Origin of the sequence: Aeromonas sp. PrichA-15 (genome assembly GCF_017939245.1) — a bacterium.
Taxonomy (GTDB): domain Bacteria; phylum Pseudomonadota; class Gammaproteobacteria; order Enterobacterales; family Aeromonadaceae; genus Aeromonas; species Aeromonas caviae.
In genome coordinates this window covers 23,193-36,767 of the sequence record NZ_JAGKRH010000372.1, presented here as the reverse complement: position 1 = coordinate 36,767, position 13,575 = coordinate 23,193, and the positions used below count along the sequence as shown (strand labels likewise).

The following is a 13,575-nucleotide window of genomic DNA, read 5'->3' as shown; positions in this document are numbered from 1 at the left end:
AGTGGAACGAAAAACGGTCAACCCGGGTTGACCGTTTTTTTATGGGCGAGTGCCAGCGGAAGGTCAGTGTGATCCTGCCAGCAGGGCCTGGCATTCGACCTCGTCCAGCTGCTCGGGGGCGAGGAAGCGTCTGGCGTAGTCCCGCCAGATGCCGCTCTCGATGAAGAGGGCAAACAGGGCCGGGTCTATGTGCTGTTCCTGCACCATCTTCACCATGATGGTCAGGGACTGGGAGACCGTTTTGCCAGACTTGTAGGGGCGATCGCTCGCCGTCAGCGCCTCGAAGATGTCTGCAATGGCCATGATGCGGGCTGGAATGCTCATCTGCCCCCCTTGCAACTGGCGCGGATAGCCCGTGCCGTCCATCCGCTCGTGATGGCCCCCCGCAATCTCCGGCACCTTGCGCAAATGGCGGGGGAAAGGAAGCTTCTCCAGCATGCGTATGGTCTGGATGATGTGATCGTTGATCTTGTAGCGCTCCTCTTCGGTGAGGGTGCCCCGGCCGATGGCGAGGTTGTAGCGCTCCCCCCTGTTGTAGAGGTGGGTGGGCACCCGCACCTTGAAGCCCCATGGGTTGTGTCGGGCGAGATTGTCGTGCTCGGGGCGAGGGATGAGATGGACCGCCTTGTCGGCGAGCAGCGACTCTCGGCAGGGGAGGGGAGAGGGGGCCTCCTGGTGGCGCTTGCGCTCCTCCTGACTGATGCCGAGCCGATCGTCCAGAGTGCGCAACCAGGTGCGGCTGGCAATGGTATCCAGCCTGGCGAGCTTCTCCGGCGCCATCCACTCGCCCCCCAGATTGCACTCGGCCACGAAGGCGAACTCCTGATCCAGGGTGTGCCAGAGGGGGGTTACAGCCTCGAGGGCGGCCTGCTGCCCGGATGGGGGCAGCAGGCTGCAGAGCGCCTCGATGTGGGCATCCCGCTTGAGCACCTCGAAGCGGGTGCGGACCTCGTGGATCCTGTCGTAAATGGTCTCGAGCTTGGTCGCCTTGTCCACCACGAACTCCGGGGTGGTGACCTTGCCGCAGTCGTGCAGCCAGCTCGCGATATGGATGGCCTCCCACTCCTCTTCGTTGAGCCGGAAATCGGCAAAGGGCCCCGTCTGCTGTGCGCAGGCAGCCTGGGTCAGCATCCTGGCCAGTTCCGGCACCCGCTGGCAGTGGCCGCCGGTGTAGGGGCTCTTGGCATCGATGGCACCGGCGATGAGCTCGATGAAGGCTTCCAGCAGTTGCTTCTGCTCCTCCAGCAGGCGCTGGTTTTCGATAGCGGAAGAGGAGGTGCCCGCCAGCGCCTCGATGAGGCTGATGCGCGAGGCCAGTTCGCGGGCCGAGCAGTCTGGCAGGATCAGCAGCAGGCAGCCGATCAGCTCCTGACGGTGGTTGTGAAGGGGCTCGACCAGCAGTTGGCAGGCACCGGGGAAAGGGCCCCAGTCGGTGAGGAAGCGGGCCCACTGTGCCTCGTCGAGGGGCAGGCAGAGGCGCTCCGTGTGGTAGAGACCGCCGAGCAGCGCCGCCTGCCACTGTACCTGTTCGCACGCCAGCGGCTGCCCCTGCCAGATGGCGTGAACGGCCTGCATCCCGCTCTCCTGGGCCAGGAATAGGCAGCCGCCCTCGGCCTGGGCTGCCGCCACCGTCTCGTGCAGGATGCGGCTGAGCAACGAATCGAAGCGATGCTCTGCCGCCAGCGCCCGGCCCATGTTCATGAAATTGCCGAGGGTCAGGCGCATGCTGGACATGGCGCGGGCGAGGTCGTCAATTTCGCGGATCGCCGAATCCGGCCCCGGGCTTTCGCCAAAGTCGAAGTGCTGGATCCGCTCAGCCTCCCCGGTCAATACCAGCAAGGGGGCGGCAGTGCGCCGGGCGGCCAGCCAGATGACGGGCAGCAGGAGCAGCAGACCGGCAAGGGCCCAGGCGAGATTGTGCAGCGCATCCTGGCGCGCCGGGGCGGTGAGCACCTCGGTGGGCACCAGGAGGGCGAGATAAAACGGAGACTCTTCCCCGAGGGAGGAGAGGTTGACCAGCCACTCCTGACCCTGAACCGTTGCCAGGGTCAGCTCGGCGGGGTGATGCAGCAGGGCAGGCCGCGCAGCCATCTCCTGTTGCAGCCTGGTGAGAATGGGGTGATTGAGGGCCGACAGCATGGGCAGGCGGCTCAGTTGCTCGAAGCTTGGAAGGCGCTCGGGATCCGTGGCCAGCAGGGTCCCGACCTCGTCAAACAGCACCAGCTGGCTGTGACCGGGCAGGGGCAACTCGCCGATGAGGGAAGAGAGTCCCTCCACGCCCGCATCGAGCCCGATCACCGCCCGGCGATCGTCGCTCTCCACCGCCAGTGTCATGCCTGGCTCCCGGGTAGTGAAGAAGAGGTAGGGGTGGGTCACTATGATGCCCGTGCTCCAGCGCGCCTCCTTGTACCAGCCCCGATCTCGCGGATCGAAACGGTAGTCCGGCATGGGGCGCCGCTCCAGCAGCCGCAGCCGCTGGTCGAAATAGAGGAACTCTCCCTGTCCCTGATGCAGGCTCTGGACCAGCAGGCGGCTCTCGGGCGGAGGCGCCTCCAGCGCCCCTCTCGCCCGTTCGGTCAGCTTGCGAACCAGAAAGAAATCGCCGTCCTCGTAACCGGCATAGATGGCGCCGTAACTGGTGCTGTTGGCCAGTACTTCCGCCAGCTGGGGCAGGAAGGCGAGCCGCGTCTCGAGGTCTGTCATGGCAGACAGCTGGCCGCTGCGCAGCAGATTCAGGGACATGTGGGCTGGTCGCTGGTTCAGCTTGATGGCGAGGGCAAGCTGCTCCCGGTATTGCTGGAAGCTCTGACGTTCGTGCTCCAGCCCCTGCTGCATGCCCTGCTGGAACTGCAGCACGATGAGGGCGCCCCCCAGCAAGGAGAAGAGCAGGATGAAAAGGGTGGCAATGTGTACGTAAAAGGGTCTGCGACTGAGACTTGCGTTTGTCATGGACGGATCCTTGTCCCCTGGCGATCGCCGTATTGGTCACCTAACAGTGTGCTTGCTGGATGACAAAAAGCCTAGGACTCGATCTTGCGCTCTTCAGCCCCAAATCAACAGCCAGCCTTCGCGCTGCGCCCTTGCCCTGTGGTGAGATGATTCGTTCAGATATCTCGTGCTACATTGCTCCCCTGATAAACGCCCTGTGAACCAATGGAGTGTCCCATGTCTGTCGTCCCCTATTCCGTGCTGGATCTGGTGCCCGTTCCCGAAGGTGGTCTGCCGGCCGAGTCGTTTCGCCACTCGCTGGATCTGGCTCGCCATGCGGAGCGCTGGGGTTACCATCGCTACTGGCTGGCGGAGCACCACAACATGCCGGGCATTGCCAGCGCCGCCACAGCGGTGTTGATTGGCCACCTGGCCGGGGGTACCACGACGTTGCGGCTCGGGGCTGGCGGCATCATGTTGCCGAACCACTCCCCCCTGGTCATTGCGGAGCAGTTCGGTACGCTGAGTTCCCTCTATCCGGATCGCATCGATCTCGGCCTGGGCCGCGCCCCTGGCAGCGATCAGCGCACCATGCAGGCGCTGCGCCGCCAGCGCAGCGGCGAGGTGGATGACTTCCCGGCGGATGTGCGCGAACTGATGAGTTATTTTGGCGACGAGGTCGGCGCCGTGCAGGCGGTGCCGGGTCAGGGACTCCATGTGCCCATCTGGCTGCTGGGATCCAGCCTCTACAGTGCCCAACTGGCAGCGGCCATGGGGTTGCCGTTCGGCTTTGCTTCCCACTTCGCTCCCGCCATGTTGCTGCAGGCGCTGGAGATCTACCGTACCCAATACCGTCCCTCTGCCCGCTGGCCCAAACCCCATGCGGTGGTGTGCGTCAATCTGATCGCCGCCGACACCGATCGTGAGGCCCGCTTCCTGTTCACCACCCTGCAGCAGCAGTTCCTGCGTCTCTACCGGGGGGATGCCGGCAAGCTGCCACTGCCGGTGCAGACGCTGGGGGATGAGTGGTCTCCCCGCGAATTGATGGCGATGGAGCAGACCCTGGCTCGCTCCCTGGTGGGGGAGCCGGATCGGGTACGCCACGGCCTCAAGGCTCTGCTGGCAGAGACCGGAGCGGACGAGCTGATGTTCAACGGCCCCATCGTCGATCATCAGGCGCGCCTGCGCTCCTTCGAGATTGGTGCCGAGCTGATGCAGGGGTTGTAACCCCCGCGACGCCTGGCCGCCAGCGGCACGCCAAGCCTGGCTGCTCGGGGCGCAAAAGCCACGGTTGCGTGGTATTAAGCTTATGATTTTTAAAGGAAGTCAGGGGAGTGTCGGCCATCTGTCGTGTCGCCTCTCATCCCCTTTCCCTATGCTGGCCCTGTCAATCACCACAAGGAGCGCAAGATGATCGTCAGGAAGTTGAGATTGCAACGGGGATGGTCCCAGGAACAGCTGGCGACCCTCACTGGCCTGAGCGTTCGCACCATTCAGCGAATAGAGCAGGGCCAGCAACCCGGACTGGAATCCCTCAAGGCCCTGGCCGCCGTCTTCGAGCTCGATGTGACCCAACTGCAGGAGAGCGAGATGAAAGGGAATGAGGGCGAAGATCGGGGACGCGTGCAGGTGGCGCGGGATGAGCGGGAGGCGATGAAGTTCGTGGAGGGGCTCAGGGGCTTCTACGGCCACCTCATGAGCTATGTGCTGGTGATAGGGGGGCTGTTTGTCATCAACTACCTGAGCAACCCGGATTATATCTGGGCCTGGTGGCCCATGCTGGGCTGGGGGTTGGGGCTGGCTTCCCACGCCATCAACCTGTTTCAGCCCTTCAAGCTGTTTGGCCCGGAATGGGAGCGGCGCCAGGTCGAGAAACGGCTGGGGCGCAGGCTCTGATCCGCTCATCATGAAAAAACGGGCCCGGCATTGCCGGGCCCGTTCTGTTTTCAGCTCCATTTCGCAGGAGAGGGCATTGCTCTCCTCTCAACGGCGGATCATTCCCATGTTCCGCAAAGAGCCGCTCTACTTGGCATAGGCCGGGCAGGGGGTGGCGATCAGGGCGTCGTCCTCGTAGCGCCACAGGGTGAGACTGTTGCCCCAGACGCAGCCGGTATCCAGCCCTTTGATGTCGTCCTTGCCGGTCTTGCCCATCAGCGCCGCCCAGTGGCCAAACACCAGGATGGGGTCATCCACATGGTGCTCGCGCTGCTCGAACCAGGGGCGCAGGCCCGGGGTCGATTCGGTGGGGCCCTTCTTGCATTTGAAGTCGAGCCGGCCATCGAAGTAGCAAAAGCGCATGCGGGTGAAACTGTTGATGATGTAGCGGTAGCGCTCTATCCCCAGCAGACCCTCGTCCCAGCTGTCCGGCTGGTCGCCGTACATATTGTGCAGCAGCCAGCTGTACTGATCCCCGCGCAGCAGGGTCTCCACTTCCCGCGCACAGCTGCGAGCGGTGTGGGCATCCCAGGCGGGGGAGAGACCGGCGTGGATCATCATGATGGGCAGATCGGGGTGCTCAGCCAGCAGCGGCCGGTGGCGCAGCCACTCCAGCAGCTCGTCCCGATCCGGTGCTTCCATCAGTTCCTGCAGCTTGTCCTTCTTCTTGAGGGGCGCGACCCCGTGGGCCACGGCCAATAGGTGCAGGTCGTGGTTGCCGAGCACGGTCACGGCCTGTTGTCCCAGTGACTTGACGAAGCGCAGGGTGTTGAGAGAGTCCGGGCCGCGGGCGACGAGATCACCGCACAGCCAGAGCACGTCGTTATCGAAGTCGAACTCGGCAAGATCCAGCAGGCGGCGCAAGTCGTCGTAGCAGCCCTGGATATCGCCGACGAAACAGTTCGCCATGAAACCTCAGTTGATAATGTTTGGAATGGCCAGTGTGAAGGGGGCGATGGGCGCCTCGAATTGCTGGCCAGATTCATCTTGCAGGATGTAACTGCCTTCCATCACGCCGAGCGGCGTGGCGAGCGGCACGCCGCTCTGGTAGGTAAAGGTCTCGCCTGGGGCGATCAGGGGTTGTTCACCGACGACCCCGGGCCCTTCCACTTCCTGCATCTTGCCATTGGCGTCCGTGATGAGCCAGCGTCGATGCAGCAGCTGCACCGTGCCCGGACCCAGGTTCTCTATCTCGATGCGATAGAGAAAATGGTAAGGGTCTGCCGTCCCTGACACATAGCTGGGGTGGGGGCGGACCAGGATCCGGGCTTTCGTCATGGGATCAGGCCTGCTGCTGATCGGCCAGCCAGTTGGCGATCGTGACGAACTGCTCGAGGGAGAGGTTCTCCGGGCGCAGGTTGCCATCGATGCCAAGCTCGGTCAGCTGGGCGTCTGTGATGAAGTTGGCGAAGCTGTTGCGGATGGTCTTGCGACGCTGGCCGAAGCCCTCGGTGCAGACCCGGTTCAGGCAGCGGATATCCTTCGCGACTATGGTCGGGTTCTTGTGCGGCACTAGGCGTACCACGGCGGAGTCCACCTTGGGTGCCGGCTTGAAGGCGCCAGGGCCCACTTCCAGCACCGGGATCACCTGGCAGTAGTACTGGGTCATCACGCTCAGGCGGCCATAGGCCTTGCTGCCCGGACCGGCGGCCAGACGCAGTACCACCTCTTTTTGCAGCATGAAGTGCATGTCTTCGACCCGATCGGCGAACTCGCACAGGTGGAAGATGAGCGGGGTGGAGATGTTGTAGGGCAGGTTGCCGAAGATACGAAGCGGCCCCTTGCCTTCCCCCATCAGGGTGCTGAAGTCGAAGCGCATGGCATCGGCCTCGATGACGGTCAGCTTGTCTTTAAGAGTGGGGTGCTCGCGCAGGCGTGCGGCGAGATCCCGGTCCAGCTCGACCACGGTCATCTTGTCCATCTGGGCGGCGACCGGTTCGGTCAGCGCCGCCAGACCCGGCCCGATCTCCACCAGGTTCTGACCTGGCTGGGGGTTGATGGCGGCCACTATCTGGTCGATCACATAACGGTCGTGCAAGAAGTTCTGACCGAAACGCTTACGGGCCGTGTGGCCCATGTGCACCTTACTGCTCATATCTTTTTTTCTCTACCATCTGGATGGCGTGGTTGATCGCGGTGATCAGGCTGCCGGGATCGGCCAGGCCCTTGCCTGCCAGATCCAGCGCAGTGCCGTGATCCACCGAAGTACGGATGAATGGAAGTCCGAGGGTGATGTTGACCGAGTTGCCAAAGCCCTTGTACTTGAGCACGGGCAGCCCCTGGTCGTGGTACATGGCGAGTACCGCATCCGCATCCTTGAGGTATTTGTCCTGGAACAGGGTATCGGCCGGCAGGGGGCCGACGAGATCGATCCCCTCCTGGCGCAGAGCGGCCAGAGCGGGTTCGATCACCTCGATCTCTTCACGACCGAGGTGGCCCCCTTCCCCGGCGTGGGGGTTGAGGCCGCAGACGTAAATCCGGGGCTGTTCGATGCCGAACTTGCGCTTGAGATCCGCATCCAGGATGCGGATCACCTTGCCAAGGCGCTCCTCTGTGATGGCCTTGGCCACATAGGCCAGCGGGATGTGGGTGGTTGCAAGCGCCACCCGCAGCCCTTCGGTGGCCAGCAGCATCACCACGTCGGCGGTGTCGGACTGCTGGGCGAAGAACTCGGTGTGGCCGCTGAACGACACGCCCGCCTGGTTGATGATCCCCTTGTGCACCGGTCCGGTCACCACGGCGGCAAACTCGCCGCTCAGGTTGCCGACGCAGGCGCGCTGCAGGGTGGCCAGCACATAGGCGCCGTTGCCTTCGTCGAGCATGCCCGGCACAGCAGGGGCGCCAAGGGGCACGGCGCAGATGCTCAGGGTACCCGCCCGCTGGGGACGGGCAGGGGCCGTGGCGTCGTAGGGTTCCAGCTCGACAGACAGCCCCAGCAGGGCTGCCCGCTCTTGCAACAGAGCGGGATCGGCGATCACCACCAGTTGATGGGGCCAGTCCCGCTGGGCGATGTGCAGCACCAGATCCGGGCCTATGCCCGCCGGCTCACCCGGGGTGATGGCAAGACGATGACAGCTCATCAGTTCGGTTCGATCTGGATGTAGGCTTCGTCGCGCAGCTCATCCAGCCAGGACTGGGACTCTTCGGCGAAGCGGCGGTTGAAGATGAGCTGGTAGGCTCGCTGCTCCTGGGCCTTGCCGGTGGCGTCCTGGCTGCGGCGATCCTCCAGCTGGACGATGTGCCAGCCGTGGGTGGTGCGGAAGGGTTCGCTGATCTGGCCAGGTTGCAGGCGGCCCACCATGTCGCGGAACTCCGGCACGTAGACATTGGGATCAGACCAGCCCAGCTCGCCGCCCTGTACCGCAGAACCCGGATCCTCGGAGTACTTCTCCGCCATGCTGGCGAAGCTCGCCTTGCCGCTCTTGATGTCGTGCAGGATGCCGTCCAGGGTGCTCTTGGCCTTCTCCTCGCTCAGGATGATGGAGGGCTTGATCAGGATGTGACGGGCCTTCACCTCGGTCTGCATCACCTGCTGCTGACCCTTGGTGTCGAAGATCTTGACGATGTGCAGACCGGCACCGGAGCGCAGCGGGCCGACGATGTCGCCTTTCTTGGCGCCCTGTACCGCTTCGGCCATCAGGGTGGGCATCTCCTGCGGGCTCATCCAGCCCCAGTCACCCCCTTCCAGGGCCTTGGGACCGTTACTCTCGGCGATGGCCAGCTTGCGGAAATCCGCCCCCTCTTTCAGGGCGGCGAGGATGCGTTCGATCTTGGCCTTGGCGGCGTTGAGCTGTTCGGCATTCGGGTTATCCGGCAGGGCAACCTGGATGTGGCCGATATGGAACTCGGTCTGCTGCTGGCCCTGCTTGCTCAGCGCCTCGACCACCTGCTTGACCTCCTGATCGGAGATGTTGATGCGGCGACGCACCTGGCTGCGGCGGACTTCGTTCATCAGGATCTCGCGACGCACCTCTTCCCGGTACTGGGCATAGGTCAGCCCTTCCCGATCCAGCTGGGCACGCAGCTGCTCCAGGGTCATCTTGTTGTCGGCGGCGATGCTCTGGATGGCCTGCTCCAGCTGGGTGTCACTGATCTTGAGCCCCTGGCGCTCCGCCAGTTGCAGCTGCAGGCTCTCCTGGATCAGGCGGTCCAGCGCCTGCTTGCGCAGGGTGACGTCATCGGGCAGGGACTGGCCACTCTCCTGGGCGGATGTCTTCACCTTCTGTACCAGGGCTTCCTGCTGACTGGCCAGCACCACGTCCTTGTTGACCACGGCCAGCACCTTGTCCATCAGCTCGGGGGCGGCGAAGGCGCCCTGGCTCATGACACCGAACAGGCCTGCGGTCAGCAGGGAAATCAACGTCTTCTTCATATCCATCTCTCAAGGCGTTTGCCAGACCGGTTATTGGTCTCGCAGGTTAAACGGACGAATGTAAGGCAGTGCTTCGGTGTCCAGGGAGGTGCCCTTGGCGCCGGTACCCACGCTACCCAATCCTTTCATTTCAAATTGAATGCCGAAACTGCGCTCCGAAGTCGGTTCCAGATTCACGTTATCCGGTGTGTTGACCCACTCCAGGTTGAAGTTGATGCTCCAGCAGCAGGAGTCGTACTTCAGGCCCACCTTGCGGTCCACTTTGACGTTCTGGTTGAGCTCCTGATAGTAACCCCCGTAGAGGTGCCACTGGTCGTTCAGGGGCGTGGTCAGCAGCAGGCCGATCTGGTTGAGATCCGTGACCTGTCCCTTGTTGTCGAGGTCGTAGTTGGCATCGCGCACGAAGCGGTGGTTCAGCTGGCTGATCAGCTTCTCGTGGCGGTACTCCAGGGCGCTGTTGGCAGAGCTTATCTGGCGCTGTTCCACGTCATACTGTGCCCCGGCATGGGCGTACCACTGCTCGTTGATCTTGGCGTCCCCCTCGAACGACAGGGGCGAGCGGGTATTGGTGCTCAGCTCGTCGCTGCTGTAGAGCTTGACCCTGGGGGCCACGAAGTCGAAGGCTTGGGCAACGGCCAGCCGGATTCGTTCATCCCCGGCCGGATCATAAATGCGGGTCGTGACCCCCAGGGAGAGACGATTGGAGTCGCTGATCCGGTCCAGACCGGCGTAGCGGCGATCGCTGAACAGGCTGTAGTAGTCCTGGCGCATGGTGGTGGAGTCGTAGACCCCGATGTTGTCCTGATCCTTGTAGGGGATGTAGAGGTACTGGAACTCCGGCTCCAGGGTCTGGTTGGCGCCCTCGCCAAACCACTGCTGATCACGCTCGAAGGTCATACCCCCCTTGAGACGGAAAGAGGGCAGCACCCGGGTGATGGTGCCTTCTTCCAGCGTGACATCCCCCCCGCCTACCGGGGTGAAGCGGTTGGTGAAGGTGCTGCTCATGTTGTCCGGTACCGTCTGATCGTAACGGGTGTACATCAGCTTGTACTGGCTGTCGAGGAAGTAACCGGCTTCGTCGATGAGCGGGATGGTCAGGGTGGGCGCCGTGTGGAAGCGGGTCCCGGTGTAGGCCTCCCCCTGGTTCTGCGCGATGGCCTGATCGTTGTTGTAGCCGAAGTTGGTCAGTTCGGTGTTCCAGGCCAGATCGTACCAGCTCCCCTGCTGGTAGTAGTTGTGGTTGATGCGCGGCATCAGCTCGTGGGGCTGCTGGGCGCTGGCCAGCAGGATCTGGTAGGTGCGCACCTCGGCATCGAGGTTCCAGTTCTGCTGGTAGTAGCCGGCCTTGAGGGACTGTTGCAGCTGGTTGTCGACCTGGGTCCCCACCTTGGGGGAGAAGTCGTTGAAGTAGTTGTAGTCCTGATCCCGCACCTTGGTGTAGTCCACCGAGACGCGCAAGGCATTGTCCTGGAACATGGAAGTATGGCGGGCGCTCAGCAGGTAGCGGTGGCCGTCGGAGAGGTGGTCGTTGAGGCTGTCCGTCTCGTCGTACTGCTTGTCGTTCGCCAGGTTCTCGAAGTAGAGGCTCCCCACGTGGGCCGGATCGGGCATGTAGCGGAACTCGACCTGCTCCATCAGGCCCCGTCTGTCCATGAAGCGGGAGGTGATGGTGGCATCGTAGTTGGGCGCTATGTTCCAGTAGAAGGGCTGGGTGATGTCCATGCCGTTCTTGGAGCTCTGGGTATAACCCGGGTAGAGCAGGCCCGTCTTGCGCTCGTCCTTGATGGGGAAGTTGATGTAGGGGAAATAGAAGACAGGGTAGTCATAGAGCCAGAGGCTGGCGTTCCAGGCTTCTCCGAACACCTCGGACTGGTCGATGTCGATGCTGCCGGCCTTCAGGGTCCAGACCTCCTGACCCGGCGGGCAGGTGGTGTACTGGGCCCCCTCCAGGGTGATGTTCTGGTTGTTGTTGGTCATGGTCACCTTCTCGGCGAAGCCGCGCACCGGTGAGCCGTGAACCTGATACTTGCCCTCTTCCAGCTCGGAGTTCTTGGTGTCCAGGTTGGACTTGAGGGTCTTGTCGCTGGTGACCGTGATCTGGCCATCGTTGTAGTAGATGTTGCCGATGGCGATGACGTCCCGGCTCTTCTGATCGAGCTGGGCGTAGTCGGAGTCGAACTTGCGCACCCCCTGACGAACCTTGACATCGCCCTCGTAGACGGCGGTGCCGCCCTGCTTGGCCTCCAGGCGATCGGCATCCACCTCGACGGGCAGGGCATTGGCATCTTGGCCTGCGGTGGGTTTCTCTATCTTGGGCACATAGTCATAGCAGAGGCTGTCGAGGATCCCGGTGGCGGGCGGTGCGTTGAGTGGCGCAGCCTGAACCATGAGCGGACTCACGGCAGGAACAAGGCTGATGGTCAGGGCGATGGGACAGGAGTATCCCAGTGTCCATTTTGTCATGTGAAAGGCTCGCGCAATCCGTAGTAAAAACGGTTAGTTCAGGGCATGCATTTTATGTCAGGATCCATCGAGTTGACATTGCATGTCATTGCTTTATGTTAGCCGGCAATGATAAAGCATTATTGCGGCCAGGGCTAACAGCCAAGTGCTGCTTTCCAATTTGGTTCCCGACTCATGCACGATCGCGCTTCCCTGCTTTTGCAATGGGCACGCCGGATTTCCGGTGATGCCAACCTTCCGTTGACCCTCATATCCGGTGACGCCAGTTTCCGCCGTTACTTCCGCGGTGGTGGTCTGGTGTGGGTGGATGCTAATCCTAAAACCGAAAAAAATCATGAGTTCGTTCGCAATGCGGTCGCATTGCATGAAGTGGGGTTGAAGGCGCCCGAGGTCAGGGGGGTGGACTACGATCTCGGACTGCTGGCGGTGACGGACCTCGGGGATACCCAGCTCATCGGCTGCCTGGACGAGAGCAACGTGCTGGCCTGGTATGGCAAGGCCATCGCCCTGTTGCCCCGTCTCGGCGCTGTTGAACTGGAGCTTGAGCCTTTTGATGCCGCCTTCATGGCCCGGGAAAACGCCATCTTCCCCGAGTGGCTGCTGGGGCAGCACCTGCAGCTGACCCTGAGCGCCGAGGAAGAGCAACTGCTGGCGGAGACCTTCGCCTGCCTCACCGCGAACAACCTGGCCCAGCCCCAGGGGGTGATGCACCGGGACTTCCATAGCCGCAACCTCATGGTGTGCGGTGGGCAGACCCCGGGCGAGAGCGAGCTCGCCATCATCGACTTCCAGGACATGGTCATCGGCCCTCTGAGTTATGACCTGGTCTCCCTCCTGAAAGACTGTTACGTGCGCTGGCCCGACGAGGTGATCGAGCAGGGCATGCGCCAGGGCTTCGAGACCCTTCGTCAGGCGGAGCTGCTCGGCGGGCTCGACTATGCCGCGTTTCGTCGCGCAGCAGACCTCACCGGCATGCAGCGCCACCTCAAGGCGGCGGGGATCTTCACCCGCCTCTGGCATCGGGACGGCAAGTCCGGCTACCTCAAAGACATTCCACGCACCCTCGACTATGTGGTCGATGTCTGTCGCACCCATGGCGAGAGCTATCCCGTGCTGGTCCGCTTCGGTGCCTGGCTGGAGCAGGTGGTGCTGCCGGGTCTGACCCGGGTGGCCGAGGCCCGTGCCGACGGAGCTGCATCATGAAGGCGATGATCCTGGCCGCCGGCCGCGGCGAGCGGATGCGCCCGCTTACCGACAGTCTGCCCAAGCCGCTGCTGGCGGCGGGAGGCAAACCCCTCATCGTGCACCATATCGAGAAGCTCAAACGCGCCGGCATAAGCGAGCTGGTCATCAACCATGCCTGGCTTGGCCACAAGCTGGTGGCGGCTCTCGGCGATGGCAGCGCGTTCGGGGTGTCTATCCGCTGGTCGGCAGAGGAGAGCGCGCTGGAGACCGCTGGCGGCATCGTGCAGGCGCTGCCCCTGCTCGGCAGCGACCCCTTCCTGGTGATCAACGGCGACACCTGGATCGATGCCGACTATGCCACCCTGGTAAGTCAGCCCCTGGGGAGCGATCTGGCCCACCTCTGGCTGGTGCCCAATCCCCCCCAGCATCCCGATGGGGACTTTTCCCTGCAAGCCGGCCGGGTGCAGGATGCCCCGGCCCTGACCTTCAGCGGCATTGGTCTCTACCACCCCGCCGCCTTTGCCTACCTGCCCTCGGGCGCCCGCAAGCTGGCGCCCCTGCTGCGGGACTGGATGGCGCAGGGCAGAGTCGGCGGCAGCCTGCTCGCCGGCGAATGGCGGGACATCGGCACCGTGGAGCGGCTGCGCGCGCTGGACGAGCAGCTGCTCGCCGGCACTCATTAACATCACGAG

11 protein-coding genes are annotated in these 13,575 nt (G+C 63.2%); 4 read left to right on the top strand and 7 right to left on the bottom strand.

The genetic code is table 11. The annotated features are described in order from the left end of the window. Positions 1–63: 63 nt before the first annotated feature. The gene (locus tag J9889_RS23580) at positions 64–2,949 is read right to left on the bottom strand and encodes an HD domain-containing phosphohydrolase (RefSeq protein WP_210558430.1); all 2,886 of its coding nucleotides are present in this window, start codon (positions 2,947–2,949) and stop codon (positions 64–66) included. Positions 2,950–3,165: 216 nt separating this feature from the next. On the opposite strand from J9889_RS23580, the gene J9889_RS23575 reads away from it, so the two are divergent. Next, entirely contained in the window at positions 3,166–4,155 is a 990-nt protein-coding gene (locus tag J9889_RS23575) for a luciferase-like monooxygenase (RefSeq protein ID WP_010673203.1), read from the top strand. Between the two features lie 183 nt (positions 4,156–4,338). Beyond that, positions 4,339–4,824, top strand: coding sequence for a 2TM domain-containing protein (locus J9889_RS23570; RefSeq protein WP_041211140.1), 486 nt, complete (start codon positions 4,339–4,341; stop codon positions 4,822–4,824). A 126-nt stretch (positions 4,825–4,950) separates the two neighbouring features. On the opposite strand, the gene J9889_RS23565 is transcribed toward J9889_RS23570, so the two are convergent. From J9889_RS23565 to lptD, 6 genes are read right to left on the bottom strand one after another with little or no spacing between them, the layout of a single operon-like run. After that, the gene (locus tag J9889_RS23565) at positions 4,951–5,772 is read right to left on the bottom strand and encodes a symmetrical bis(5'-nucleosyl)-tetraphosphatase (protein WP_210558428.1); all 822 of its coding nucleotides are present in this window, start codon (positions 5,770–5,772) and stop codon (positions 4,951–4,953) included. A gap of 6 nt (positions 5,773–5,778) precedes the next feature. After that, the gene (apaG, locus tag J9889_RS23560; protein WP_210558426.1) at positions 5,779–6,141 is read right to left on the bottom strand and encodes a Co2+/Mg2+ efflux protein ApaG; all 363 of its coding nucleotides are present in this window, start codon (positions 6,139–6,141) and stop codon (positions 5,779–5,781) included. Positions 6,142–6,145: 4 nt separating this feature from the next. Then, positions 6,146–6,958 carry a 16S rRNA (adenine(1518)-N(6)/adenine(1519)-N(6))-dimethyltransferase RsmA gene (rsmA, locus tag J9889_RS23555; protein ID WP_210558424.1) on the bottom strand — a complete coding sequence of 271 codons (813 nt, stop codon included), beginning with the start codon at positions 6,956–6,958 and terminating at the stop codon, positions 6,146–6,148. Continuing rightward, positions 6,948–7,943 carry a 4-hydroxythreonine-4-phosphate dehydrogenase PdxA gene (gene pdxA / locus J9889_RS23550; protein ID WP_210558422.1) on the bottom strand — a complete coding sequence of 332 codons (996 nt, stop codon included), beginning with the start codon at positions 7,941–7,943 and terminating at the stop codon, positions 6,948–6,950. Before pdxA ends, rsmA begins: the two co-directional genes overlap by 11 nt. Next, entirely contained in the window at positions 7,943–9,235 is a 1,293-nt protein-coding gene (gene surA / locus J9889_RS23545; RefSeq protein ID WP_210558420.1) for a peptidylprolyl isomerase SurA, read from the bottom strand. The genes pdxA and surA overlap by 1 nt, the downstream gene beginning before the upstream one ends. Before the next feature lie 30 nt (positions 9,236–9,265). Continuing rightward, positions 9,266–11,698 (bottom strand): LPS assembly protein LptD, encoded by a 2,433-nt coding sequence (gene lptD / locus J9889_RS23540; RefSeq protein WP_210558418.1) that lies wholly within the window; start codon positions 11,696–11,698, stop codon positions 9,266–9,268. A gap of 174 nt (positions 11,699–11,872) precedes the next feature. Here lptD and J9889_RS23535 point away from each other — a divergent pair, with 174 nt between their 5' ends. Then, positions 11,873–12,901: a phosphotransferase gene (locus J9889_RS23535; RefSeq protein WP_210558416.1), complete on the top strand. Its 1,029-nt coding sequence runs from the start codon at positions 11,873–11,875 to the stop codon at positions 12,899–12,901. Beyond that, complete coding sequence (gene murU / locus J9889_RS23530) at positions 12,898–13,566, top strand: N-acetylmuramate alpha-1-phosphate uridylyltransferase MurU (RefSeq protein ID WP_210558413.1); 669 nt, start codon at positions 12,898–12,900, stop codon at positions 13,564–13,566. Before J9889_RS23535 ends, murU begins: the two co-directional genes overlap by 4 nt. Positions 13,567–13,575: the final 9 nt, after the last annotated feature.